20 protein-coding genes and 1 tRNA gene are annotated in these 26,285 nt (G+C 43.6%); 10 read left to right on the forward strand and 11 right to left on the reverse strand.

What is annotated here, in order from left to right:
* Window positions 1–2: 2 nt before the first annotated feature.
* Window positions 3–2,429 carry a TonB-dependent receptor gene (locus U0035_RS15070; protein ID WP_114791909.1) on the reverse strand — a complete coding sequence of 809 codons (2,427 nt, stop codon included), beginning with the start codon at window positions 2,427–2,429 and terminating at the stop codon, window positions 3–5.
* Between the two features lie 284 nt (window positions 2,430–2,713).
* Between U0035_RS15070 and U0035_RS15075 the strand changes: the two genes are divergently transcribed.
* Window positions 2,714–3,778, forward strand: coding sequence for an AraC family transcriptional regulator (locus U0035_RS15075; RefSeq protein ID WP_114791908.1), 1,065 nt, complete (start codon window positions 2,714–2,716; stop codon window positions 3,776–3,778).
* Between the two features lie 5 nt (window positions 3,779–3,783).
* Here U0035_RS15075 and U0035_RS15080 read toward each other — a convergent pair whose 3' ends face one another.
* The 3 genes from U0035_RS15080 to U0035_RS15090 all read right to left on the reverse strand — a co-directional run bounded on the left by U0035_RS15080 (window position 3,784) and on the right by U0035_RS15090 (window position 6,830).
* Window positions 3,784–4,470: a hypothetical protein gene (locus U0035_RS15080; protein WP_114791907.1), complete on the reverse strand. Its 687-nt coding sequence runs from the start codon at window positions 4,468–4,470 to the stop codon at window positions 3,784–3,786.
* Window positions 4,471–4,614: 144 nt separating this feature from the next.
* Complete coding sequence (locus tag U0035_RS15085; protein WP_162817939.1) at window positions 4,615–5,649, reverse strand: serine hydrolase domain-containing protein; 1,035 nt, start codon at window positions 5,647–5,649, stop codon at window positions 4,615–4,617.
* 389 nt (window positions 5,650–6,038) lie between these two features.
* A complete protein-coding gene (locus U0035_RS15090) occupies window positions 6,039–6,830 on the reverse strand; it encodes an alpha/beta fold hydrolase (protein ID WP_114791983.1) in 792 nt (263 codons plus the stop codon).
* A gap of 421 nt (window positions 6,831–7,251) precedes the next feature.
* Between U0035_RS15090 and U0035_RS15095 the strand changes: the two genes are divergently transcribed.
* A complete protein-coding gene (locus U0035_RS15095) occupies window positions 7,252–7,701 on the forward strand; it encodes an SRPBCC family protein (protein WP_114791905.1) in 450 nt (149 codons plus the stop codon).
* A 121-nt stretch (window positions 7,702–7,822) separates the two neighbouring features.
* On the opposite strand, the gene U0035_RS15100 is transcribed toward U0035_RS15095, so the two are convergent.
* Together U0035_RS15100 and U0035_RS15105 are read right to left on the reverse strand one after the other, a co-directional pair.
* Window positions 7,823–7,896: transfer RNA gene (locus U0035_RS15100), tRNA-Asn, on the reverse strand.
* A 179-nt stretch (window positions 7,897–8,075) separates the two neighbouring features.
* Entirely contained in the window at window positions 8,076–8,972 is an 897-nt protein-coding gene (locus U0035_RS15105; RefSeq protein ID WP_114791904.1) for an aldo/keto reductase, read from the reverse strand.
* Window positions 8,973–9,115: 143 nt separating this feature from the next.
* Here U0035_RS15105 and U0035_RS15110 point away from each other — a divergent pair, with 143 nt between their 5' ends.
* Window positions 9,116–9,577, forward strand: coding sequence for a MarR family winged helix-turn-helix transcriptional regulator (locus U0035_RS15110; RefSeq protein WP_114791903.1), 462 nt, complete (start codon window positions 9,116–9,118; stop codon window positions 9,575–9,577).
* Window positions 9,578–9,601: 24 nt separating this feature from the next.
* A complete protein-coding gene (locus U0035_RS15115) occupies window positions 9,602–10,825 on the forward strand; it encodes a glycoside hydrolase family 10-like protein (protein WP_114791982.1) in 1,224 nt (407 codons plus the stop codon).
* A gap of 29 nt (window positions 10,826–10,854) precedes the next feature.
* Here the strand turns inward: U0035_RS15115 and U0035_RS15120 are convergent, their stop codons facing one another.
* Window positions 10,855–11,661 (reverse strand): universal stress protein, encoded by an 807-nt coding sequence (locus U0035_RS15120; protein ID WP_114791902.1) that lies wholly within the window; start codon window positions 11,659–11,661, stop codon window positions 10,855–10,857.
* Between the two features lie 249 nt (window positions 11,662–11,910).
* On the opposite strand from U0035_RS15120, the gene U0035_RS15125 reads away from it, so the two are divergent.
* Window positions 11,911–12,507 (forward strand): LURP-one-related family protein, encoded by a 597-nt coding sequence (locus U0035_RS15125; protein ID WP_114791901.1) that lies wholly within the window; start codon window positions 11,911–11,913, stop codon window positions 12,505–12,507.
* Between the two features lie 60 nt (window positions 12,508–12,567).
* On the opposite strand, the gene U0035_RS15130 is transcribed toward U0035_RS15125, so the two are convergent.
* Together U0035_RS15130 and U0035_RS15135 are read right to left on the reverse strand one after the other, a co-directional pair.
* A complete protein-coding gene (locus U0035_RS15130) occupies window positions 12,568–13,239 on the reverse strand; it encodes a YceH family protein (RefSeq protein ID WP_114791900.1) in 672 nt (223 codons plus the stop codon).
* Window positions 13,240–13,254: 15 nt separating this feature from the next.
* Complete coding sequence (locus U0035_RS15135; protein ID WP_114791899.1) at window positions 13,255–14,232, reverse strand: 2-hydroxyacid dehydrogenase; 978 nt, start codon at window positions 14,230–14,232, stop codon at window positions 13,255–13,257.
* Window positions 14,233–14,473: 241 nt separating this feature from the next.
* On the opposite strand from U0035_RS15135, the gene U0035_RS15140 reads away from it, so the two are divergent.
* Window positions 14,474–16,078 carry an ABC-F family ATP-binding cassette domain-containing protein gene (locus tag U0035_RS15140; RefSeq protein WP_114791898.1) on the forward strand — a complete coding sequence of 535 codons (1,605 nt, stop codon included), beginning with the start codon at window positions 14,474–14,476 and terminating at the stop codon, window positions 16,076–16,078.
* A 74-nt stretch (window positions 16,079–16,152) separates the two neighbouring features.
* Here U0035_RS15140 and U0035_RS15145 read toward each other — a convergent pair whose 3' ends face one another.
* Window positions 16,153–18,501, reverse strand: a complete 2,349-nt coding sequence (locus U0035_RS15145; protein WP_162817938.1) for a TonB-dependent receptor — start codon at window positions 18,499–18,501, stop codon at window positions 16,153–16,155.
* A gap of 214 nt (window positions 18,502–18,715) precedes the next feature.
* Here U0035_RS15145 and U0035_RS15150 point away from each other — a divergent pair, with 214 nt between their 5' ends.
* The 3 genes from U0035_RS15150 to U0035_RS15160 are packed head-to-tail and all read left to right on the forward strand — an operon-like array spanning window position 18,716 to window position 21,732.
* Entirely contained in the window at window positions 18,716–19,024 is a 309-nt protein-coding gene (locus U0035_RS15150) for a PadR family transcriptional regulator (RefSeq protein WP_245957767.1), read from the forward strand.
* Window positions 19,025–19,055: 31 nt separating this feature from the next.
* Window positions 19,056–21,227: a PspC domain-containing protein gene (locus tag U0035_RS15155; RefSeq protein WP_114791895.1), complete on the forward strand. Its 2,172-nt coding sequence runs from the start codon at window positions 19,056–19,058 to the stop codon at window positions 21,225–21,227.
* A 25-nt stretch (window positions 21,228–21,252) separates the two neighbouring features.
* The gene (locus U0035_RS15160) at window positions 21,253–21,732 is read left to right on the forward strand and encodes a nuclear transport factor 2 family protein (RefSeq protein WP_114791894.1); all 480 of its coding nucleotides are present in this window, start codon (window positions 21,253–21,255) and stop codon (window positions 21,730–21,732) included.
* A gap of 40 nt (window positions 21,733–21,772) precedes the next feature.
* Here U0035_RS15160 and U0035_RS15165 read toward each other — a convergent pair whose 3' ends face one another.
* Window positions 21,773–22,288, reverse strand: coding sequence for a hypothetical protein (locus tag U0035_RS15165; protein WP_114791893.1), 516 nt, complete (start codon window positions 22,286–22,288; stop codon window positions 21,773–21,775).
* 166 nt (window positions 22,289–22,454) lie between these two features.
* Here U0035_RS15165 and U0035_RS15170 point away from each other — a divergent pair, with 166 nt between their 5' ends.
* On the forward strand, window positions 22,455–26,270 hold the full coding sequence (locus U0035_RS15170) for a TIM-barrel domain-containing protein (RefSeq protein ID WP_114791892.1): 3,816 nt from the start codon (window positions 22,455–22,457) through the stop codon (window positions 26,268–26,270).
* Window positions 26,271–26,285: the final 15 nt, after the last annotated feature.

Here is a 26,285-nt window from a genome sequence, read left to right on the forward strand (position 1 = left end):
TCTTATTTATTAAAATTGTTGATAGTATAATTTAGTTTTATGAAGAAAGCTCTTCCTGGTTTTTGAACGCCGAAATTGTCATATACTTCTGCGTTGAAAATATTTTTACAATCCAGGCTCACCACCAGCTTTCCGGTGGGGAAGCGATAGCTGGCACCCAGGTCATTGGGAAACTGTGCAGGCGTGGTAAACCATTCTGATTCTATCCAGATAGTACTAAAAGGCGCTACATAGCCCACATTGTAATAAAGATTTAGTACAGAGCGTTTCTGAAAAATATTGTTCAGGCGGTACTGCAGATTACCGTTTACAGTAAAAAATGGTTCATTAGGAACCTGTCTGTCATACAGGGAATGAGGATTCCCTCTTTCGTCGGTCGCTACCTTAAACAGCGAGTTGAACTTAGATAAGTTCAACATGGTGTTGAGCCTGTTGTTGAAAATGTAATTCACTTCCGCTTCGAAGCCTACCGATTGAGTTTTGGATAAGTTGACAAACTGTGTTACCTGAATATCTTCTATCTGGTTTTCGCGTCCTTCTATTACGGGATCTACGCGGGTTTGCTGTATAATTTTATCGTACCCGTTTCTCCAGAAAGCATTAGCATATAAAGACCATTTGTGTTTAGTGGATCGAGATATATTATAACGGGCCCCGAGGTTATAGTTGATAGCCATTTCGGGCAGGATGTCCGGGTTAGGCAACAGGTTGTTTTCCGGCTCGCCATAAATATGGCGGTCAGTAGGCATAATAAAGGATTTCTCAGCAGATACGATTAGAAAACCGTTTATAATAGGCTGATAAGAAAGTGTACCGCCAAAACCCCTGTTATCTCTTTTGGTTGTATTGTTTTCATAAATCAGCACGCCCTCTGTTTCTCTCAACGGTATAGTTTGATCCGTAACATAAACAGCGTATTTACCAAAAATATTTGTTCTGAGTTTTCCTTTCAATAACTCTGACTCGTAGTTCAACGCCCATATATTAGTGGTTAGCTCATTCTGTGTGATCCACCTGCTTCTTGCCGGGTTAAGTAAATCTTTATCGTTCCGGTTGGAGTTCTCAAATTTGTGATTGAGTGACACACGATGACCTGAAACGATGGTATAAGCCAGGTTAGAGCGTACATTGGATATCGTTCGATCTATATCGCTTATCACCGCCTCGCCCTGTTGGCCTCTTCCTGGTTCGTATCCATAGGTTTCAGGCGGGCCTTCCGAATTTTTAACGAGTAAAGTCCCATCCCAATTATACCTTAAACTAACGGTATCCTGCAAATAAGTATTTCGCATGCTATGTACAGCATTCACGGTCAATGCAAGCCCGTCTACAAAAAGGTTCCTTTTGGTATAGTTTAAGCTGAAAACATGCGCCTGGTACTCGTTAAAGCGGCCAAAATAAGGTTTGGTCATAGTGATACCATGCGGGATCTCTTTATAGGAGTCTGAAATATTGTAGCCTACAAAGAACTGGTCGGCCCATTTTACATCCGTAAAACCCAGTTCGAAACGTCCGCCAATGGTTTCAAACTCATCATTGGGCCTTCTTGTACGGTAATTACGAATAATACGTCCTCCCGGTAAAGTATACTTGGAGAATTTGCCCCACATTTCGTAATTGTTATCCGAATGACTGAAGAATCCCGATGCGCGACCTGTTAAACCGTTTTTGGGATTGCGGTACAAGGTGCTCACATCAGCCCGGTAGGTATTAAAGGAGCCATAAGAAACCGCAGCAGTAATATTGTTTGCTGAGGCATCTTTCTTCATTACCACGTTAATTGCTCCTCCAATATAATTGCCACTCAAATGAGCGGGTAATACTCCTTTGTACACTTCTATCCGCTCAATCATAGCAGGCGGAATATTATTCAGGTTGAAGGAAGAGCCATAGGTAGATATTTCTATACCATCGAGAAATAAGCCAATCGTACTTCCCGACATGCCATTTAAATTGTACTCGATCGGCGAACCCTCGCCACCATTTTGCCGGACACGTACCCCTACAGCTCTGTCCAGCAGCTCATTAGTGGTTAGGTTTCTCAATGACGCCTCTTTGGTTTCAATCACTGTTACCGCGAAACCCTGCGTTTCTAAGGCTCTTTTTTTAGTAACACCTCCTACTGTTACTGTTTCCAGGTCTTCCTGCTTCGATTTTTTAAGCCGGATATTTAAAATGACTGTTTTACCTTCTGCAATAGTTATTTCGGCATCCTGTGATTCGTATCCTACCATAGTAGCAGTTACGGTATGTTTACCGGCGGGAAGAGATAAAAGATAAGCACCTTTGTTGTCGGTGGTAGTAAAATTGCTATTCTGTGTTACACCAATGGTTACTTTTTCTGCAGGCTGCCCTTTTTCATTGGTTACCGTTCCTTTTACCACACCGGTTTGTTGCGCCAGCAGGTTCGGACAAAAAAAGATTGCCATGCTGCAACATATTACCCACACAATTGTTTTGTTATATCCCATCTGCTTATGCTATTTATTTCAGTGGAGGGGAGAGGAGCCTGCCGGCGTTTAAAAACGGCTGCTGGTTCTTACAGGATCGACCGCCACTTTTCAGGGTGCAAAGGTGAAATGGTTCATTTACTGGAAACGGAAAAGCAGTAACGCAATCGGGAATTTTGAAAAAAATTCCGCATTCCGTAAGCGTTTGGGGGAAAAATAGAGGATTTTTGTAATGAGATCAAAACTTTAAGGCAGGATCAATAATGGCAAGCGTACAACCTATGCTGAATGATGAAGTATTGAAGGAGGCGGTTATTCCCTATTCAGACCTGTTCCGGATGGAAGAGCATGAAGTAGTGGAATCGCATAACAGCGACCTTTTCGATGCTGTTAATTGCGATTTCTACGAGTTCCTCACCAAAGACATTCATTTTATACGCGTACTGGGCAATTCGGCACAAACCCAGTCTTTTTCCTTTAAAAGCTATAAACCTTATGTAAGCCTGGTATTTTGCTTTAAAAGCCGGGGCGTTTTTAATAACCGGCTTACGGGTAAAACCTTTGCCGATGTACAACACAACCAAAGCAGCCTGATCTTTATCAATACACAGGTAGTCGATAACTCCTGGACCCGGGAGGCCGACTCGGAACTGTATATCATCAATATCGAGGTAGATTATTTTAAACGGTTCCTGTCGTCAGACAACCCGATGCACGAAACGTTTTTCAGTAGCCTCAATGAAAATAACCCCGTACTGCTCAACGAAAGAAGTATTGAAGTTACTTCCCGCATGAAGTCTTTGTTGTACGATATGTTTTTGTTTGAACATAAGAGCTACTACAAAACCCTTTACCTGAAATCCAAGTTTATTGAGTTGTTGATGCTGCAGTTCCAGGAATATGAAGCGCTCTATAAAACAATGCCTGAAATTTATACCAGCGACAGCAACCTGGAGAAAATGTATGATGTAAAAGATATTATTGATGCCGATATCAGCCGATCCTGTACCTTACTCGACCTGGCGCAGCAGGTAGGTACCAATGAATGCTACCTGAAAAAACATTTTAAGCAGGTATTTGGCACCACCGTTTTTGGGTATGTGCATACCCAGCGCATGAACCGTTCGAAAGAGCTGCTGATCAATGAAGATATGAAGATTGCTGAAGTAGCGAAATTGTCCGGCTACAAACATGCTTCACATTTTACGACTGCCTTCAAAAAATACTTCGGCTACCTGCCTCACCAGATCAAATTGTTACTGGTAACGTTATTGCATGAATCTGAGCTGATGTTTGGTTTGGAAAGCTTATCCGTGCTTCCTCTTTAAAAAGGCTACCCGCCCGTTTTCGAGGAATCGGGCTGCTGCTTAGTCGCTGCTTCAGGTTCTACATCCGGCTCATCGCCTTCTTCAGGGTCTCCCCCTAATTCTTCTTTAGTGTACTGATGATAAGGTTCAAATGTTTTTAGCTGGCTGTTGTATACCAGGGCGTTCCTACTGTACTTAAATTGTATAATGATGCCGTCCAGTGGCGATGGCTCCAGGTTGGGTGTATCTATAAATATTTTGCTGCCTTTTTTGAATGCGTTGACAATAGGCAGGTCTGAACTATACTCTTTCCAGTATAAAATATCTCCCAGGCTTGAAATAATAAAGAGGGCGCTGCTCTGGAAATCCTGCTTCTCCAGCAGGAAGGCCATATCTGGCTTGCCCTCCTGGCTGGTGCCGGTAAAATTGCCAAAGGCATAGATCTTCGGCGCACGGTCTTTAATAGAAGTAAGATGGTATGGTTCGTCGTTATCATAATATTTATTGTCCATAAATATTTTTACAATAGCTCGTTTATAGTTTGCAGGAATATTGTCGTATTCACTCACACGGAATGTTGCATTCTTCCAGTGCTCATAATCTCCCATAGTAGCCAGACCATGTTCATCTGCAGTTGCATCAGTAGCATACCCCACATCGTTAGCGAGTGCCTGAGTAAATCCATCTTTAATCCCGGCGGCAATAATTACCAATACAACCAGAATGGTAATCCATACCTTTTTTTTGCGATTACCCCGTTTTTACTTGCTCTTCCATGTTTAGCGGAATCAGGCGGCAAAATAAGTAAGTTTTAAATATTATGAGTTTAGTGATGCTTTTTTCGATGATCCGTTGGATTACTTCCATAAGATATTTTCCAAAACCTGCTTCATGCCGTTGCATTGATCTGCATTGGTAAAGAATACATAGCCAAATTTTTTCTCCGGATTGATCATGAAAGAGGCGGTATAGCCCAGGTTGTTGCCGCCATGCCAGTAGTTTATGGTGTTGTTAACCGGAATAACAGCCAGTCCCATAGACCATGCATCAACGCCAAAAAGCTTGCGAATGATATGATCTTTTTCCAATTCAATTACCGGTTTCATCATTTCGTTTAAAACAGGCTGTTGCTTCATCAGGTGGCATAAAAACTTTGCGTATTCGCCGGCATTGGCATATAAGCCTCCGGCCGGGTCAAACAGGTGGCGATTGCGGTCATCAGACATTTTTTTATTGTCCTGGTAAGGAGTAGCCAGCTTGTTTTTGATAGCAGGTGTCATCACGAAATGAAAATCCTTCAACCCTGCCTGCCGCGCCACTTCTTTCTGATACAAGGCGTCCAGTGTTTCTAAAGTCAGGCCTTTTAAATGAGCAATCACTTTGGCCAGGTACACATAGGCTTCTCCCGAGTATGAAAATCGGGCTCCCGGCTCTGCTTCCAATTGCATAGGCGCACCTTCGCTCCAGTTGGGCAGGCCTGTAGTGTGGGCCAACACCATGCGGGCAGTGATCTTTTTATATCGTTCGTCGGCAATATGGGTTGCCGGCAGGTATTCGAATAAAGGCTTATCCAGGTCGATGACGCCTTTATGAGCCAGAGTTAATACAAAAAAAGCAAACGCCGGTTTGGATAAGGAAGCGGCTTCGAAGAAAGTGGCTGGAGTTACAGGTTTCTTCTGTTCAATGTCTGCCCATCCCAATCCTTTTGTAAAAACGATCTTGCCTTTATTAATCACTGCTACCGACATGCCCGGTACTTTCAGGGAGTCCATGGCTGCAATTATTTGTTGAGTGAAAGCAACGGCACTGATTTTTTTCCCTGAATAGGTTTGTATTTGTGCCTGTGCTGCCTGTGTGAATAAGATGAGTAGCGGCAGGAAACATTTTTTCATGTCTGATATTTGTGATAGTGTCATTTGATACCATCAAAGTAACCGAAAATGGCCTTATCCTGTATTGCCAGGGCGGAAATTTATATCTTCATATATCGCCGCGATGCGGCTCTGTATAGCTGGGCCAGTTCATCATTATTAATATTTCGCCCGCAGCTGGGGGCTTGCAGGTTTTTATAGAAAATGGTTGGTATTATAATTCTTTTTTAAAGCGCAGGTGGGTTGATTTAAAAATATTCATTACAGGCTTCTGGTTCGCATAAATGCTGCGCAGCATATAATATTAAAAGATTTTTTACGAAGACATTCTATAAGAGGACATCCTAAGCGTGTAGTGGCTGCATATTGACTACGGGTCAAAGCGATATCATCTTCCTTTACAGATGGCCCTAATCCTCCAAAAACCGCTCCACCAGCGGCACTATAAAATCGTTGCTTTTGTAATCGGGTTTCAAAGTGGTAATTTCTCCCATATAAGCGCCATGTCCGCCGGGTATAATGGCCAGCCGGCTACCAGGTATCATTTTCGAAATGGCTACTACGTGTTCTGATGTGGCTACATCCTGGTCGCCATTTACCAGTAAAACCGGAGCCTGTATAGATTGTATTTCAACATCGCTGAATTCTTTAAAATAGATCATACGGTTCGCGCATTTCCGGTACATCGTCATCAGTTTGGCACTATCGGGTGTAACGGCTAAAAACGCATCTTTATATGCCTGGGGCATTTGATCAAACGTGCCTTGTTTCATAAATTCCCAAAACTGCGGAAAGGTTCCGTTTTTCTTGAGCAAAGGAGAGCCTGCAATGATTTTATTACAAAGCTGTGGATGCCTGACTGCTATTTGTAAGGCGGTATTGGCGCCATTGCTGAAACCGAAAATATCGGCTTTGGTGATACCTAAATTTTTGCACAACGCAGCCACATCATCGGCATCCTGCTCAAAAGACAGCTCACTGTTGCGATCGCTGGTGCGCCCGTGCGCCTGTAGTTCCACCGCAATAACCTGCTGGTTAAATGCCAGCAAAGGAATGATCCTGCCAAAGCTGGTTTGAATGGTTGAGCCCCCACCATGAATTAATACCAATGGCCTGCCCTCGCCATATATTTCATAATACATATTAATGCCGTTTACATTGGCATGACCCGATTTCATCGTAAGGGTATCGTTAGTCGTCATATTATTTGTTGCGTTTATGGCAGGTGGATTGTCACAGGCTGTTATCAATAGAACTGTAATTAGGAAGATAATGATTTTATGGATCATAATGGGGGTGATGTGCTCACAAGGTATGGGATTTTGCAATTCTGTTAATTATTTAACCGCAGAGAGCCGGAGAAATAGAGATAACGCAGAGTATTGTCGATTACAGATTAAATTTTACTTCATCAGAATTGAGCGACATCTCCGCCTATTCTTTGCGTCCTTTTTTCTTTGCAGTTAACTTCTTTCGTCTAATCGGATATCACCCCTTAATTGTCGCAGATACACTCCCTGAATATTCTTTTTACATACCATCTTTGTGTTGTCAACAAGTGGAGCAGCAACCACACAAACGGGCGCAACCGAAAAGCCATACGAGTAGGATAAAACTAATATTATGTCTGACAACAACGTAACACTACACAGGGTTTTGAAAGCCTCGCCCGAAAAGGTATTCCGTGCCTTTACCAATAGCCTGGCTATCGCCAGCTGGCTGCCTCCCTACGGGTTTCTTTGCACCGTTCATGAAATGAATCCTGAAACCGGCGGATCCTTTCGCATGTCATTTACCAATTTTACAACAGGCAACGGCCACTCTTTTGGCGGAAAATACCTGGAGATAAAACCCAACGAATTTTTACAATATACCGATCAGTTTGACGATCCCAACCTGCCGGGCGAAATGGTTACTTCGGTATGGTTGACAAAAACCGTTGCCGGAACCGATATCAGGATCACCCAGGAAAATATTCCGGAAGTAATTCCCGCCGCTATGTGCTACCTCGGCTGGCAGGAGTCGCTCGAAAAGCTGGCGAAACTGGTAGAGCCTGAGATACCTGATGCCTAATGCTTTGGCGATTTAATAGAAGTTTGTGAAAAGATCAGCCGGGAGGCCGGTCTTTTTGTTTTGATAAATCAGGATAGTGAAAGTGCAATAAAAAAGGCCAACTTTTAGTTGACCTTTTTTGCTCCCCCTGCTGGACTTGAACCAGCGACCCTCTGATTAACAGTCAGATGCTCTAACCAACTGAGCTAAGGAGGAATACCTGTTTCCCTTTCGGGGTTGCAAAAATAGGGATAATTTTATTTTAAACAATAATTTTTGAAAAATTTTTAATCAACATTTTTCATAATATCCAGCTGCTTCACAGGCATTTTTACATACCACCCTTGTCGTTTCCCGGTAAAAATAAACCGTTGGCTGATGCGCTTTATTGTATACTACCGGTGCTCCCGGTATTGGCTGGCGGGAACAGATCTTTCTAACTCGTCGAACCAGGCGGCATCCGGTTGGGGGCGGGGTGCTATGGCTTCCAGTAACTGCTCCATAGTGCTGATGCCGGTTACGACGCTACTTACTGCCGGGTTGTTGAGTACGTATTGCGTAGCCCACGCAGAAGGTGTAGTGCCTGATGCTGTCGCTTGCTTCTTTACCTGGCCGGCAGCAGATTGAACGGTAGATACAGGATGGCCGAGGTACTCTTTCGGTGCCTTGCCTGCTAAAAGACCCTGTGCCAAAGCGCCTCTCACCATAACACCCATACCATTGGTCTTCAGGAGATCCAATACAGTTTCTTCCGGTCTTCTGTCTAAAAGACTATACTGTAGCATTACCGAGATAATATTTGATTCTTCTGTATAAGCCCTGATCACATTAGGCCGGATGCTGCTGATGCCGTAATGCCGGATTTTTCCCTGTTGCACTAATTGCTCAAAAGCTTCAATGGTTTCGTCGATCGGATCATCCATAGTGCCCCCATGCAGCTGATACAGATCGATATAATCCGTCTGCAGGCGCCGAAGACTTTCATCCACTGCTTTCAATATATAATCTTTAGTAGGATTCCAATCCCATCCGCTTCCATCATCCTTCCACCGGTTACCCACTTTGGTGGCCAGCACAATTTTGCTTCGCACCGGCTTCAGCAGTTTTCCTATCAATTCTTCGTTGGCGCCTTTGTCATATAAATCCGCCGTATCAAAATAATTAATACCTGCATCCACAGCGGTGTGTACAATTGCTGTAGCTTCAGCATCCGGAGCTTTTGCCAGAGACATACAACCGAAGCCGGTTTCTGAAACACTCAATCCTGATTTTCCAACTGGCCTGTAATTCATATAGGGTGATTTGATGCTGTTTTTTACCGGCAAAATGCCTGCCGTAATATATACCTAATATGATGATGAAGACGTTAAAATTGATTATATTTAGTAGGAGTTATATATATTTACTACGATTCTAATTATTTAATGCTCATCCTATGACCATTGAGGAAGAAATTAAACAGAGCAAATTTGTAAGTTCCTACCAGAAGCTGGCGTTCAACATTATTCATAGTAGCCGCTGGCTGGAGAACTTTTTAAAAAAGCGCTTTAGCGAGCATGATCTCACCATGCAGCAATATAATATATTAAGGATACTGCGTGGCAGCCAGCCCAACCCGCTTTCTACTTTGCAGATACGGGAAAGGATGATCGATAAAATGAGCGACACCAGCCGGATCGTAGATCGTTTGATCCTTAAGAAGCTGGTTACCAAAAAAATCAGTAAAACAGACAGCCGCCTCGTAGAAGTACGTATTACCGAAAAAGGACTGGAACTGCTAACCCAACTGGACGATACCGATGATAAACTGGCCTCTTATTTATCTAATCTGACCGAGGAGGAAGCGGCACTCGTGAGTAACCTGTTAGATAAAATGCATTCAAAGCCCGGCCATTAGTGCAACTTGGCTATTTTTGCGACTATGCAAAAGTTGAAAGCCCTGTTATTGGTTGTTTTATGTGTTGCTATAGTTGAGTCTGCATGGACACAGCAATATGAGTTTCGTGGTGTATGGATCGCTACTGTTATGAATATAGACTGGCCGCCGCAAAAGACCAGTGTGGAAGCTCAGAAAGCAGATTTTATACGGCAGCTGGATATGCATCAGCGTAATGGCATGAATGCCGTGATCGTACAGGTGCGACCTGCAGGCGATGCTTTTTACCCCTCTCCTTACGAGCCCTGGAGCCAGTGGCTAACCGGTACCCAGGGAAAAGCACCGGTTCCTTTTTATGATCCTATGGCCTTTATGATACAGGAAGCGCATAAAAGAGGTATGGAATTTCATGCCTGGCTCAATCCTTACCGCGCAGAATTTACAGTAGGAAGATCATCTATCGCGCCGGATCATATCATGCGCAAGCATCCCGATTGGTTCCTTACTTATGGTACTACCAAATATTTTAATCCGGCCAATGTACAGGTACAGAATTTTGTAATAGATGTAATTAAGGATATTGTAAGACGTTATGATGTAGATGCCATCCACATGGACGATTATTTTTACCCTTACCCCGTTGGAGGTAAACCTTTCCCCGATGATTATGCCTACCAGCGCTCGGGTACCAGCCTGAGTAAAAACGACTGGCGCAGAAGTAATGTAGATTCTATTATTAAAAACATCAATATTGCTATAAAAGCTACCAAGCCCTATGTAAAATTTGGTATCAGTCCTTTTAGCGTCTGGCGCAATTTATCGGATGATACACAGGGAAGCGATAGCAAAGGCGGTTTAACGAACTATGATCACTTATATGCCGATATCCTGTTGTGGATGCGTAAAGGCTGGATCGATTATGTAACGCCGCAATTGTACCGGGAGATCAATGACCGCCTGATCCCGTATGAAAAAATGGTGAATTGGTGGGCAGCGCATAGCTTTGGCCGGCACGTGTATATAGGTCATGGTATTTACAGGGCCACCGAGGCGAATACTACAGCGGCCTGGAGAAACCCTAACCAGTTACCTGACCAGATCAAAATTGCCCGTTACACAAAAGGCATTGAAGGCAGTGTTTTTTACAGCAGCAAGATCTTTAAAAGTAATCCGTTGGGTTGGAACGATTCACTCAGGAATAATTATTACCGGGTTCCGGCTAAAGTGCCGGTGATGCCCTGGCTGCCCAGGCGACCAGCCTGGCAATAAACTGCTGCGTTTTATATATAAAAGCCTGTTCAGAGATGCAATGTTAATAGTGGGATGCTGTTCCCTGATGCCATTATTCGTGTTTTGCTCTTATGCACCAGGGAGTTCCAGAACCCATATCGATAGGGGACCATAATCAGCAGGTCGGCCTTTTGCGCTATTATTTCTTCTTTTATAGCACTTATTACATCATCTGAAGCAACATCGTGATAATAATAAGGGATGCCCGCCATTGATTCGTCAATATCCTTTCGGTGGTGATTCCCGGACGTTTTAACAACATTCCCGACATTGAAAACTTCAACTTTGGCGCCGATTTTCCCGGCAATATCGTGTACTTTTTTTAATACTTGCTTGTGTACGCCTCTTAACAGGTCACAGGCAAAAATAATATGCCTGATTCCGTTGTAAGAAGCGCCGGCCGGAACTGCAAGAACCGGCACCCGGATCTGGCGCAGGGCCGCGGTTGTCGTATTGCCCATTACATCCTGTTCAATCGAATAGGGAGCCATTCCCATGACCACCAGATCAGCGCCTGTATGAGCAATACACTGCTTTAGTTCATCGAAAAAAACGCCGGTAGCAAAATAGGGCAAAGCATTAATTCCGAATTTTTGATGTACCGCTTTCGCTTTTTCTTCCAGGTATTCTTTTTGGGCGGTTATATGTGCATTTAAACTGTTGGCCGGGAGCCTGGCATTCAATACATGTATAGACACATTTTGCAGGGAAAAAAGAACGAGTTCGCACCCCATTGTTGCCGCAACCCCGGCTGCATATTGCAACGCATTCTCTGCTTCGGGAGAGTAATCTGTTGCCACAATTATTTTTTTCATATACGCTGAATTTAATTCGTGTTAAAATTGATCCTTCATACCGTTAGCTTCATGTTCTGATTGAAAACAAATATTCCGGCCTGGTAGTTTAAAAGTAATAGCATTCCTGTTTGGATCTTCTGATTACCATCACCTGTATGCAGGATATTGATCACCAACCGTTGGCTTGCCGTGGTATTATTTATTGGGGACTAATTTGGTGCCTTTGCCAGCGGGCTCTATATTCGTGATAAATTAAAACCTTTTGAAATGAGAAACCTGGCCTATCCCTTACAATTTACTTTTAAGGTTACGACCATTGCCAACGATTTCCAGGCAGTAGATGCGCATGGCAATACGATAGCATATGTGCGGGAAAAGATCTTTAAGCTGAAAGATAATGTGGACGTGTATGCTGACGATACCAAGTCACAGCGGCTTTTTAATATCAAAGCCAATCAATGGATCGACTGGAGCACCAGCTATAAGATGACTACGGATGATGGGCAACCGTTGGGCCGTATTGGCCGTAAAGGCTGGCGCAGCATGTGGAAGGCCACTTATGAAATCTTTGATGGCCAGGATCAGAAAGAATTTCATGTATCAGAAGATAATGGCTGGGTAAAAGTGGCTGATGGTTTTTTAAGCGAGATCCCTCTTTTGGGAATGTTCTCCGGCTACCTCTTTAACCCAAGTTATTCGGTTTATGATAACCATGGCACTAAGGTAGCGCAGATCAAAAAACAAAAATCTTTCTGGGGCCGCCGCTTCACAGTAGATCAGCTCATGCCTATGAACCCCGCTCAGGAAGAACGCGTGGCCCTGGGCTTGATGATGATGATCTTATTGGAAAGAAGAAGAGGTTAATAAAGCTTAAAGTTCATGGTTGCGAAAGTTAAGGTTCAATATATAGCCAGTCAACTTCACTCAACCCGTCAACTCCTTCATCAGCTTACCGAAGTCAGCTTTTAAAGTAGCCAGTTCCTGTTCCACTATGCTCAGGCGTTCTTCGAGATTCGTTTGAGTTGGAGAAGCCGCCGCCGGAGTAGTTTCTGTAGTATAACTGTCCAGGATATTGGTGTCACCGAACAAATGCATATAACGTGCTTCTTTCTGGCCCGGCTGCCGCTCCAGTTGTTTCATGTAGGGCTGGTCGCCTGATGATAATTTTTCGATAACCGCCTGCACTTCGGCCAGGTCGTCAAATTCATATAACCTGCCGGAGTTGCTGTTGATCTCTCCCGGTGTAAGCGGTCCCCTTAGAAATAATAAACACAATACGGCCAGCTCATCCGGCGTAAACTCGTAATTCAAGGCAATGGTATGACGGTATTTAATCACACGGCTGCCACCACCGGTTACTGTAGCCGCCAGTCCTTTCCGTTTCAGGCGATCCAGTACCAGGGTCACTATCTGCTCATCGTAATTTACTACCGGGTTTCGCGAGGTTTTTTGGTTACAGGCGGCTGTAAGCCCGTTTAAGGTCATAGGATAATACTCAGGCGTTGTTTTGGATTTTTCCATTAATGCGCCCAGCACCCGAAGCTCTTCACTATCTAAAACCGGCAAGGGTTTTGGTTCTGTCAGTTCTGTACTCATAGCCGTAAAAATACATTATTGATCATAAACATCGGGGTTTACTATGGTAGGTAAGGGTTCACCCTTTAATCCGGCAATCGCATTCTTAGCAGCCATAACTGCCATACCATTACGGGCTTCCTGTGTGGCTGATCCGATATGAGGTAATATGCAAACATTGGGCATGGTCAGCAGCGGATTATCCTTATCCATCGGCTCTGGATTGGTAACATCCAGTCCCGCTCCCCAGATAGTACCGTTGTCTAAGGCTTCTTTCAGGTCCGTTTCGTTATGTAAGCCGCCACGACCTGTATTAACGAATATCGCGTTGGACTTCATTTGGGCGAAAGCCTCTTTATCAAAAATACCCTTGGTTGCATCCGATAAATTTGCATGTAGTGTTAATACATCGCTTTGTGCTAATAATTCTTTAAAGCTTACATAAGTAGCTTCCAGTTTCTGCTCTGCTTTAACATTGGGTTTGCGGTTATGGTAGATGATCTTCATACCGAATGCAGCTTTACATTTTATAGCCATTTCATAGCCAATATTACCCAGTCCGAACACGCCCAGTGTTTTGCCATAAAGTTCCTGGCCCAGATGGGCTATGGGCTCAAATTCCTGCCATTTGCCATCCAGTACTTTTTTATAATTAAAGAATGCTTTGCGGCTCACAGCCAGCATTAAAAGAAAAGCGATATCGGCAGTTGCCCTGCTCAATACATCTGGTGTATTACCAACCGGTATTTTTAAACGGGTAGCTGCGTCAATATCTACACTGTCATACCCGACCGAAAATAAGGAAACAACTTTCAGGTGTTTACAGGTTTCAAGAAAATGCGCATCAATCTTATTAAAGCCGGCGCTGATCAAAGCGTCATGTTGCAGGCATTGCGCTATCAGCTCTTCCTGGGGCAGGGGCCGGCTCTCATCATGTATGGTTACTTCGTGCCCTGCGTCTCTTATTAATTGGATGCCGGTCTCAGGTATTTGTTTGGTGATAAATACTTTCATTTGTAATTTTTTGAAGGCTACGGATGCTCCGATCCTGTATGGGTGGCCTGCTATTTATAGACGCTAATATCGTCTTTAATTCCTTTACATACATGGACGCGTTTAAATAATACTTAAAAAATCGTACCTTTGCATTCTGCAAATTATAGCTGTAGCATGTAATACCAATTTCTTTTTTGATTGAGACAGGGTTCTAGCGTTAATCACGCTGATCCATTTTTAATTTTTAAAAGAAAGAAGTATGCTTACACTTCACCACATTTCCTATTTACATCCTGATAAAGAACTGCTTTTTGACCAGCTTGGCTTTTCAATACAAAATGGCCAGAAAGTGGCATTGATCGGGAACAATGGGTCTGGCAAATCTACCCTGCTTAAAATAATTGCCGGACAATTAACGCCGGCTGCGGGTGCAATCAAATCGGATTCGGTACCTTACTATATACCGCAGGTCTTCGGTCAATACAATCATTTAACCATTGCACAGGCGCTTGGGGTTCAAGATCGCTTACAGGCTTTGCATTCTATATTAGCGGGTGATGTGTCGGAAGCTAATATGGATGCTCTGAATGACGACTGGACAATAGAAGAACGTTGTGCCGAAGCATTGGCGCAATGGGGGCTGAGTGATTTCAATATGAACCAGGGTATGGATACCTTAAGTGGTGGCCAGAAAATGAAAGTGTTCCTGGCTGGCATCCACATTCATCAACCCGAATTGGTATTGATGGATGAACCAGGCAACCATTTGGATATTGCAGGTAGAGACCAACTATATGATTTTATCTGCCAGACCTCCAAAACCCTAATCATAGTAAGCCATGACAGGAAGCTGTTGAACCTGTTAAACATCATGCTGGAATTAAATGCCGGCGGCATCACCACTTATGGCGGCAATTATGATTTCTATAAGAGGCAGAAACAAATAGCAGATCAGGCGTTGCAGGACCATTTGCAGAGCAGGGAGAAAGCCTTACGAAAAGCTAAAGAAAAAGAACGGGAGACTATAGAACGGCAGCAAAAGCTGGATGCCCGTGGTAAAGGCAAGCAGGAAAAAGCGGGAGTAGCCCGTATCATGATGAATACCCTGCGCAACCAGGCGGAGAGCAGCACTTCCAAATTAAAAGCGGCGCATACCGACAAGATCAACGGTATCTCGCAGGAGCTGCAGCAATTGCGGTCTGCAATGCCGGATATGGATCAAATGAAACTGGGCTTTGATGATTCCGACCTTCATAAAGGCAAGCTATTGTTCAAGGCAGAAGGTCCCAATTTCAGTTATGGCAGAGGAGCTGTGTTGAATCAGCATCTCAACCTTAGCCTGTTAAGTGGCGAGCGGGTGGCTTTAAACGGACCGAACGGCTCGGGCAAAACAACACTGATCAGGATTATTCTTGGTGATCTGAAGCCGGATCAGGAAGTGTACAGCGCTATCCGTCATGCAGTATACATTGACCAGGAGTATTCCTTAATTGATAACAGCTTGAAAGTATATGAGCAGGCCCAACAATTTAATACAGGAGCGCTGCAGGAACATGAGATCAAAATAAGGCTGAACTGGTTTTTGTTTGGCAAAGATGATTGGAATAAATCCTGTACTGCCCTGAGTGGTGGTGAAAGAATGCGTTTGCTGCTTTGTTGTTTAACTATTTCAGATCAATCGCCTGACCTTATTGTACTCGACGAACCTACCAATAACCTGGATATTCAGAATATTGAGATACTGACGCATGCCGTGAACCAGTATAATGGAACGCTGCTGGTGGTATCGCACGATGCCTATTTTCTGGAAGAAATTGGTATTACCCGAAGGATTGAATTAGGCCGTAATGCTATAGATGATTGACAGTACGGGATATTATTGTAAAAGCAGGATGCATAATTGCAATCCTGCTTTTTATGAGTTAACCTGTAATCCAATTAAAACTTCCAGGCAATACCCGCCAGGAAGTTGCCTGGTTTTTGAGGCCGTGCATAAAACCCGTCACTTACCCAGTAATTGGTGCCGGTAAGGTTGTTCGCTTTTAAGCTAATGCGGTATTGCCCCGCGTTATAAAAAACAGTAGCATCCAATATAGTATAGGCCGGCAGGGTAAAAGTGTTGATATTGTTGAGATATGTTTCCGAAACATAAAGGAAGCCGGCACCTATTCCCATACCTTTCAAATCTCCCTTTAATAAACTATAACTTAGCCAGAGGTTAGCCGTTTCCCTGGGAGCGCCTACGGCACGCTTCCCTACCAGATTGGCCGCCGATTTAATGTATTTATTATCGTTATAGCTATAGCCCGACACAAAATTAAAGCCGGGAAATGGGTTGCCGGTTACTTCGGCTTCAATACCCTTACTGCGCTGGGTACCATCCTGAACAGTAAATGTTTGATTATTGATGATTTCGGGACGCAGTGTTTTACTCACTAAAATGTTATAATAACTTACTGAACTGCTGAGTTTATTGCGAAGTATATCCAGCTTTACACCAGCCTCCCATTGATTGGCCTGCTGCGGATCAAAAGAGGACACACTACCATCGGGTTGGGTGGCATTAGCTACATTTCTGAATCCGTTCATATAGTTACCAAACAAAGCTACCTTGTCTTTTATAGGTTGAAAAACGACACCTAACTTTGGCGATAAGGCTGTTTGATTATAATTGCCCGTAGTTTTTTGTGTAAGATTGTTGAGCGTACCCTTATTAATAAATCTATCCACCCTTAAGCTGGCCATCACGAGCAGGTAATCTGTAATATTCAATACATCAGAAATGTAGGCGCCATATACTCGCTGCCTGCTAAGGCTAAGCGGAGATGACATACTCCCCATTCTTATTTCTAATTGTTCCAATCTTACGTCTTTGGCGGTGCCCAGGGTATTCACAGTATCCAGGTTTACAGTACTGTACTTCAGATTCCTGTACTGATCCATAAAGTCCAGCCCTACAAGCAATCTGTTACGCATACCGCCGATAGTGAAATCACCGGTAAAATTTTGTTGAACCTGGTTGCGGCCGAGTTTGTCTGGTGCAAACGCCCCGACAGACCGGGCCACAGTAGTATCAGTGAGGAAAGTATTGGTAAACATGTAAAAATTGTTATACTCGCCGGTAGCCCAGGTGTAATTGGTGGTTGCGGTCCATTGGTCAGATATCTTATACTCGGCCTGCGCAAAAACATTGGCAGAAGTCTGATGGCCCGCAAACGAATTGTCGATCAATGACCGTTTATAATTCAACTGTAGTTGATCATAGGAAGATACATTGATCGCGGTTCCCGTCTGCCATGCTGTACTGGCGGTTCCCCTGGTTTGATGGATGTCAGCATCCAGCCGAAGAGTCAAACGATCATTAGCCCGGAGGGAAAAGCTGGGCGCTATCACAAATGTAGAAGCCTGTCCCTGATCCTGAAATGAATTTTCCTTTTGAGCGGCCATATTAATACGGAACAGGGCTTTCTGATCTTTACTTAACGGCGCGTTAAAATCGGCTGTCAGCCTGTTTAAATCAAAGCTGCCATGAGTATAAGATACTTCGCCTCCAAAATGGTCATAAGGCTTTTTGGTAATATAATTTACCAGGCCGCCAAAAGAAGTCATTACACCGCCAAAGAGTGTGGAGGCGGGGCCTTTTATAGTTTCAACTTTTTCAACAGTGCTAAGATCGATGGAAGAACGGAAATAAGTAGCCATGCCGTTGCGCATATTGTCGCTGGTTGTAAAGCCGCGGGAGAAAAAAGCCGGTATGCCTGCACCGGTTTTAGCAGGTGCGGCGCCGGGTACATTCCGGAAGGCCTCATCAAGGTGAATGGCCATCTGTTCTTTAATCAGCTCCTTGTCTATTACATTATATACCTGGGGATTCTCTAAATTCTTAAGTGACATACGTGCTACCGAGCTACTTTGTTTTTTTGCAGTAATGGAATACTTATTACCTACAATAAGAACCTCACTAAGCAACAGGGATGAAATGCCCAGTTTAACGGATACCGGTGTTGCTTCTCCGGCTTTTACAGAAACCGTTTTTTTTAGCGTTTCCTGACCTATAAAACTGATCTCCAGTATATAATCGCCTGGAGGAACACTCCTGTACTCAAAACTGCCTGAAGCATCAACTGTGCGGGTGCCCACACCGGTCAACAATATTGTTGCACCGCTGGCTGGCTGGTCGTCGCTCGAAAGGATCATACCTTTAATGCTTCCGAAGCTTTCTTTGTTTTGACTGAACACTTTCAATGTCAGAACTGCCAGCAGGCATAATAGCGCTACTTTTCTCATTTTTAAATTTTGCGCGAAGGTATTTTCGTGCATTGCTATGCCGTTTACGCAATCGGGAATATTTTAAGGTGTACTGTTGCTTGCCGGGTAAAATCTACCATTTACCGACTTTCTCATATCATACACAGTACTTTGTATTGCCTACTACTGCTAATTGCCAATATCTTTGTATCACATTAGTTAAGCAATGAATATTGAAAATACACAGAGCCAGATGCGAAAAGGAATACTCGAATTTTGTATTCTTTCCGTCATCAAGCGCGGAGAGGCTTATCCCAGTGATATTGCGGAGGAAATGAAGGAGGCAGGCTTACATATATTGGAAGGAACTTTATATCCACTCTTAACCCGGCTAAAGAATTCAGAAATGGTAACTTACCGCTGGGAAGAAAGCTCGGGAGGACCGCCGCGTAAATATTTTTCTCTAACCGAAAAGGGACAAAGTTTTTACCAGGAATTGCAGCAAACATGGGACGAGCTTTCGGGGGCCGTCAATACATTAACACAAACATCATCTATATAAACTACTTACTACTACCAACAAACGAGATAACATGAAACAGATAATCAACATAACATTAGGCGGCAGAAGCATTGCAATTGAAGATGCTGCTTACGAAAAAGTACAGGCTTACACCAATAGCCTTCGCGAGTACTTTAAAAATGAAGAGGGTAGGGATGAGATTGTAGCGGATATAGAAGCCCGTTTTGGTGAACTGATGAATGACAAAATACGCAAAGGCGCTCCTCATATTACAGATGCGGATGTGGAAGAGATGATCGCAGCTATGGGCCGCCCCGAAGATTTCGATGCCGCCGCGCAAGGCGCCGACCAGGAATATACCCCCAACTTCACGGTGAATGAAAAGCGTCGCCTTTACCGGGACTCAAATAACAAAGTATTAGGTGGTGTTTGCAGTGGTATCGCCAACTGGTTAAATATCGATCCCACGGTGGTAAGGGTATTGTTTGCTATTGTGTCGTTTGGAGGTTTTGGTACCGGTATTCTGATTTATATTGGTTTATGGATTTTCTTACCAGCCCGCAGCATCGATACCTACAAAGGGAAGCGTATGTTTCGTGATCCGGATAATAAATGGTTTGGAGGTGTAGCCGGTGGTATGAGCGCTTATTTTAATATCAATCCCAATACTATCCGAGGTATATTGGCACTGCCACTAATCATCAGTATTTTAAAAGGTGTGAATGTGTTTGGCTGGAACAATGATTTTGACTTTTTTCCTAACCTCGTATTTAGCGGGCTTACCGGTACTTTTATTTTCATCTATATCGTTTTATGGATCGTTTTACCGGAAGCGCTGACTCCCTATCAGAAAATGGAAATGCGCGGGCAAAACATTGATGTAAACACCATCAAACAAAATGTACAAAACACCATGGGTGATATTGGAGAGCGCATGAAGAACTGGGGGAAAGAGGTGCAGGATTCTGCCGAAAAGTTAGGCAAACGGGCCGAAACGTTTGGCCAGGCAAGGGGAAAACAATTTGGAAGGGAATTTACCTATGTGGCGCAGAAAAGCGGGCGGGGCATTGGTTACATAATTGCTATGATCTTTAAAGCGATCTTTATTGTTATCGGCGGTATCATTGCAGTATCCCTGCTGGCCGTATTCCTTACTTTCCTGTTTAGCGGCTTTGCATGGGCGCCGGTAAATAATTTCTTATGGACCAGCGAAACACAACAAATGCTGGGTTGGGGTACCCTGATCCTTTTCATAGGAGCACCGATAGTGGGTTTGGTGATATGGCTGATAAGAAGAGTGATCAGTATTCGCACACCGGGTAATTATCTAAACTGGACATTCGGCGGTTTATGGGCTATTGGTTGGGTATGTCTGATGTTTTTTCTGGCGAGTATGTCCACCGATTTTAAAAGATACGAGTCAATAGAAGAGACAGCGATTATTCAACAGCCGTCTAATGGGAAATTAATATTTAAAGTAAGTGAACCCGAATTGGTGTATGAAGGCAATTTCGGCTGGTTGAATGATAATGGTAACGAATTGGAAGGTTTTAATATCACAACAGACACTTTGAACTTATCGACTATTAACCTGGATTTTCAAAAAAGCGAGGATAGTTTGTATCACGTGACTATTGTTAAACAAGCGATGGGTAAATCAGACGAGGAAGCTTTAGCCCGGGCAAAAAAAATAAAATATACGGTGAGCTCGACTGACAGTATATTGGACCTGCCGGCAGGTTTCTCCGTAGACAAGAGCAGCAAATACAGGGCGCAAAATGTATTGGTAGTTGTGCAGGTGCCGGTAGGTAAAAAAATAAATATAGAAAACACCGTGTTCTCGAAATTGAGTAATGTTAATATAGAGTTCAATAATGGCAGAAGAAGAGTTAGAAGTTCGAGGTATGTCACCAACAATATCAGGAGGTACCGTTCGAATACTGATTACACGATGCAAAGCGATGGAAGCCTGAAGAGTGATGATGATACTGACGTAGTGAAAAGCAGTAGTAAAGAAGGTGACGACAATTATCGCTGGGACGGCAATGGTGGATCTGCTGATTCAATGAAAGTAGTTCCGCCTGTTGCACCACCACCACCGCCTCCTCCGGGCGCTGATACAGCAGAAGTATATCATTATAATCAGAGCCCTTCGCAAAATAAAAGCAAAGAAGAAATGGCCAGGGAACTGGAGCAAAAGCAAAAAGAAATAGAAGCTTTAAAAAAGAAACTGGCTGAGTAATGGTTTTTTTGTAAACTACAATAAAATGATCAGGACGTTACTGTTGTTGAGTATTGTTATGTTAGCCAACCTGGCCAGGGGACAGGAAAGCAGGGCATCGGAACTTTACAAAACTTTAAAGAACAGGGATAGCCTGATTTTTGAAGTTGGGTTCAACCAGTGCAATCTTTCTCCCTATGATACATTGGTTAGTGAAGACCTGGAGTTTTATCACGATAAGGGAGGCCCTTCGTATGGCAAGGCCGCGTTTATAGCAACGGTTCAAAAGAATATATGTAACGGTAATTTTAAACCAAAGCGTGAACTGGCGGACAGCAGCCTTAAGGTTTTTCCCATGTACAATAACAATGTATTGTATGGGGCTATCCAGGAAGGCGTTCATCTTTTTTATATAAAAGAAGCTAACGGCTGGAAGCATACCAGTACAGCGGCATTTATTCATCTCTGGCTACTACACGGCGGGCGCTGGAAGCTGAAGCGGGTTTTAAGCTATGATCATCGCTAATTAAAAAAAGCCCATGGTTTAAATCATGGGCTTTTTTATATTAAAACTTGTAGGCCAGTCCCAGCCCGTTTTTGGTAGGCTGAATAGACATTTGTCCGCCACCATATTTTTTCATTTTATTATTGCCAATCACCCACATAGTAATACCACCACCTACAGAAAGAGCGCCGAATGCAATTCCTACAGCGCCTGCAACTATTTTGCCATCTCCATCGGTAAGGTCGCCATCATAATAATTACCACTGAAATTATATCCGTCATTCTGGTTATTACCATCAATGATCAATGCGGTACCACCAATGATCAGCCCGGCTCCCACACTGGTTAATATAATACCTCCGGTACGCAGCTTTTTGAACTTGCGGTATTTTTCCTCATTATAATTAAAGTTGTTTTCTGCGTTGTTGACAAAAATGCTTTTATTCGGATGCTCGATAGCAAGCTTCGCAAAATCCCGTTGAAATGCTGTATGGCCGGCGCTGTTACTAGTTTGAGCCTGCGCAGTGTAAAGACATAGGCTTGCAATGGTTGCTGTCAGCAGCTGTTTTGTTTTCATGTTGATTACTGTTTAGTTGAGCTACTAAAATACAATTTATTTGTTTTGTCCGGTGTCAGGGTATAGCTAATCTGCATTTGCGCATACGATTGTGCAGATTGATCAATCCCCTGTACCATTAATTACTTTTGCTATTTGCATTTCAATCATTTCGATCTGTCATATTATGTTCCGGAAATTTTTTTACACCCTGTCGCTTTTATGCCTCTTATCTCTTGGTTTTGTCTCTTTTACTTCAGCGCAAACTAATAATACGGTTATTACTTCGGCTAAAACGGTTAACCCCACCACGGTAGAGCTGCAGCTTAACAATGGCCGGCATATAATCATAGATTTTTATGCTGATCATATTTTCAGGCTGTTTATAGACAGCACTGCTAAACAATTGCGCGCACCCGAAGCTAAACCTGAAGCGCAGATATTGGTGGATCAGCCGCGTAAACCGGTTACAAAAATGTCGCTTACCGATCGCGGAATGTCTTTCGAAATATCTACTGGCAGCATTACTGTCAGGTTAGACAAGGCGTCATCGCAGTTTTCAATATTGACGAGTGGTGGAGAAACGATAGTACAGTCTGTAGAGCCGGTTAGCTTTGAAGCAGCCCAAACAACTGTTAAGCTAAAAGAGTCTGCTAATGAGTATTTTTATGGAGGAGGTGTACAGAACGGTCGGTTTTCTCATAAGGGCAGGGCAATCGCCATTGAGAATCAAAACAGCTGGACGGATGGCGGTGTGGCATCGCCCAATCCTTTTTACTGGAGTACGAATGGATATGGAGTAATGGGACACACGTTTAGAAAGGGAAAATATGATTTTGGTTTAAAAGAAAAAGGAGTAGTAACGCTGTACCATGAAACCAATTATCTCGACCTGTTCTTTATGGTGAATAATGGTGCTGTTGCGCTGTTGAATGATTTTTACCAGCTAACCGGCCACCCGGTATTGTTGCCCAAATTTGCCTTTTACCAGGGACATTTAAATGCTTACAACCGCGACTACTGGAAGGAAGATACCACGGGCATTTTGTTTGAAGATGGGAAGAAGTATAAGGAAAGCCAGAAAGATAATGGTGGTATCAAAGAATCGTTAAACGGGGAGCTCGCCAATAACTATCGATTTTCAGCAAGAGCCGTGATCGACCGTTACAAACGAAATGATATGCCACTGGGTTGGGTGCTGCCCAATGACGGATATGGCGCAGGCTATGGCCAAACGGGTACCTTAGATAGCAATGTGTTGAACCTTAAAAATTTTGGAGACTATGCCCGTAAAAATGGCGTGGAGATAGGGCTGTGGACCCAAAGTGACCTTCATCCAAAAGCTGGTGTCAGCGCATTGTTACAGCGTGATATTGTAAAAGAAGTCAGAGACGCGGGTGTACGTGTTTTGAAAACAGATGTGGCATGGGTGGGAGCGGGGTATTCTTTTGGTTTAAATGGTGTGGCAGATGTGGCCAGGATCACCTCTCAATATGGAAAGAATGCACGTCCCTTTATTATTTCCTTAGATGGCTGGGCCGGTACACAACGCTATGCAGGCATCTGGAGTGGTGACCAAACCGGGGGACAATGGGAGTATATCCGTTTTCATATTCCTACTTATATCGGATCAGGATTGTCGGGTAATCCGAATATCAGCTCCGATATGGACGGTATATTCGGCGGCAAAAATATACCGGTTAATGTACGGGATTTTCAATGGAAGACTTTTACACCTATGCAACTTAATATGGATGGATGGGGATCGAACCCCAAATATCCTGAAGCATTGGGTGAACCCGCCACTTCCATCAACCGCAATTATTTGAAGTGGAAGTCGGAGCTGATGCCTTATACCTACTCTATTGCCAGGGAAGCTATAAGCGGATGGCCGATGATCAGGGCTATGTTTTTAGACGAAGCAACTCCCTATACCTTAAGTGCCGCAACCCGCTACCAGTTTATGTATGGCCCATCGTTCCTTATAGCACCTATATACAAAGATACCAGATCTGATAAGGAGGGCAATGATATCAGGCATGGGATATACCTGCCTAAGGGAACCTGGATAGATTATTTCACAGGTGAGCAGTATGAAGGGGGCCGTGTGATCAATTATTTTAATGCGCCGCTTTGGAAGCTGCCGGTATTAGTGAAGCCGGGCGCTATTATTCCGTTGGCTAATGCAAATAATAATGTGCATGAGATTAATAAAGAGCTACGTATCTACGAGCTATACCCCGCAGGTGTTTCCGCATTTACAGAGTATGATGATGATGGCGTAACCGAAGCTTATCGTGGCAGTAAAGGGACTACAACTGAGATCAGCATGAATGCTATTAAAGATAAGGTCTCGGTTGTTGTTAATACGGCAAAAGGAAATTTTGACGGCTTTGTAAAAGATAAAGAAACAGTGCTGAAGTTTAATGTATCTCAGCCGGCTAAAAAAATAACTGCCCGTGTAGGTGGTAAGAAAGTGAAATTGAAGCAGGTGGCATCAGCCGATGAATTCAACAAGCAGTCCAATGTATATTTTTACAATGCAGCTCCGGAGTTTAACCGTTTTGCCACCGCCGGGAGTGATTTTTCAAAACAACATATTGCCAGGAACCCACAGGTATGGGTAAAACTGGCGACTACCGATATCAGCAAAAGCAAGGTAGAAGTGACTTTAAGCGGATTTCTCTTTCATATCGACAATCAGTTCAGGAAAGCAACCGGAGTATTGAGCCCTGTTGCAGGCCTTACAGTGATCGATAGTAATGCGAAGGCATTTAGTTTGCAACCATCCTGGAAAAAGACGGATAATGCGGATTTTTATGAAGTGCAGTTCAATGATATGTTGTATTCACACATCCTTGATACGTCCTTTTTACTCGAAGAACTGCAGCCCGAATCCGGCTACAGTTTCCAGGTAAGGGCGGTGAATAAAACCGGCCCATCTGCATGGGCTGCTGCAACAGGCAAAACCAAAATGAACCCTTTGCAATTTGCTATTAAGGGTATTGCAGGTTATAGCACCGCTGCATCTCAGGGTGGCGAAGGCCTTAATAAGTTGTTTGATTTTGATGAGGATAATAACTGGCATACCCAATACGGAAAGAATGCCATACCCCTCGACCTGGTGCTGGATCTGAAGAGTGTTAACCAGCTGGATAAGCTGCAATACCTGCCCCGCAGCAGTGGCTTTAACGGCGTGATCCTGAAGGGAAAGATCTATTATAGTATGGACCGGAAGTCCTGGACAGAAGCCGGTATGATTGCATGGAAACGCAGCAACGAGATCAAGGAATTTACTTTTACAACAAAACCAACCGCACGGTATGTTAAACTAGAGGTTACAGAAGGTGTCGGCAACTTCGGATCGGGCAGGGAGATCTATGTATTCAAAGTGCCGGGCAGCGCAAGCTATATCCCCGGTGATATTAATAATGATGGCAAAATCGACCACAATGACCTTACTTCCTATACCAACTATACCGGTTTGCGTAAAGGAGACGGAGACTTTGAAGGTTATATCAGTAATGGTGATATTAACAAAAATAACCTGATAGACGCTTTTGATATTTCCAATGTGACAACACAGCTGGATGGAGGCGTGTCGCGTGACTCAGCGGGAAAACTGAGCGGGAAATTGGTCCTGGCCTCTAATAAGGCTTACTATAAGAAAGGGGATAATATTGAAATAACGATAAAAGGGCACAATCTGGATGGTGTAAATGCTTTGAGTTTTGCATTGCCTTATGATGCCTCGAAATATGAATACATAGGTACACAAACTACCGGCACCGGGGCAATGGAGAACCTTACTTACGACCGGTTGCATACGAATGGTACCAAAGCCCTGTATCCCGCTTTCGTTAATGTGGGTAAAAAAGAGCTGTTAAACGGCAGTGCCGAATTATTCATCATTAAGATGAAGGCTAAGCAGGATCTGACATTTGATTTGAAAGCCACAGATGGCATACTCGTGGGTAAAGACCTGGATACAGTTACGTTTTAAGTTCATTATATGACA

The organism is Niabella yanshanensis (genome assembly GCF_034424215.1).
GTDB lineage: Bacteria > Bacteroidota > Bacteroidia > Chitinophagales > Chitinophagaceae > Niabella > Niabella yanshanensis.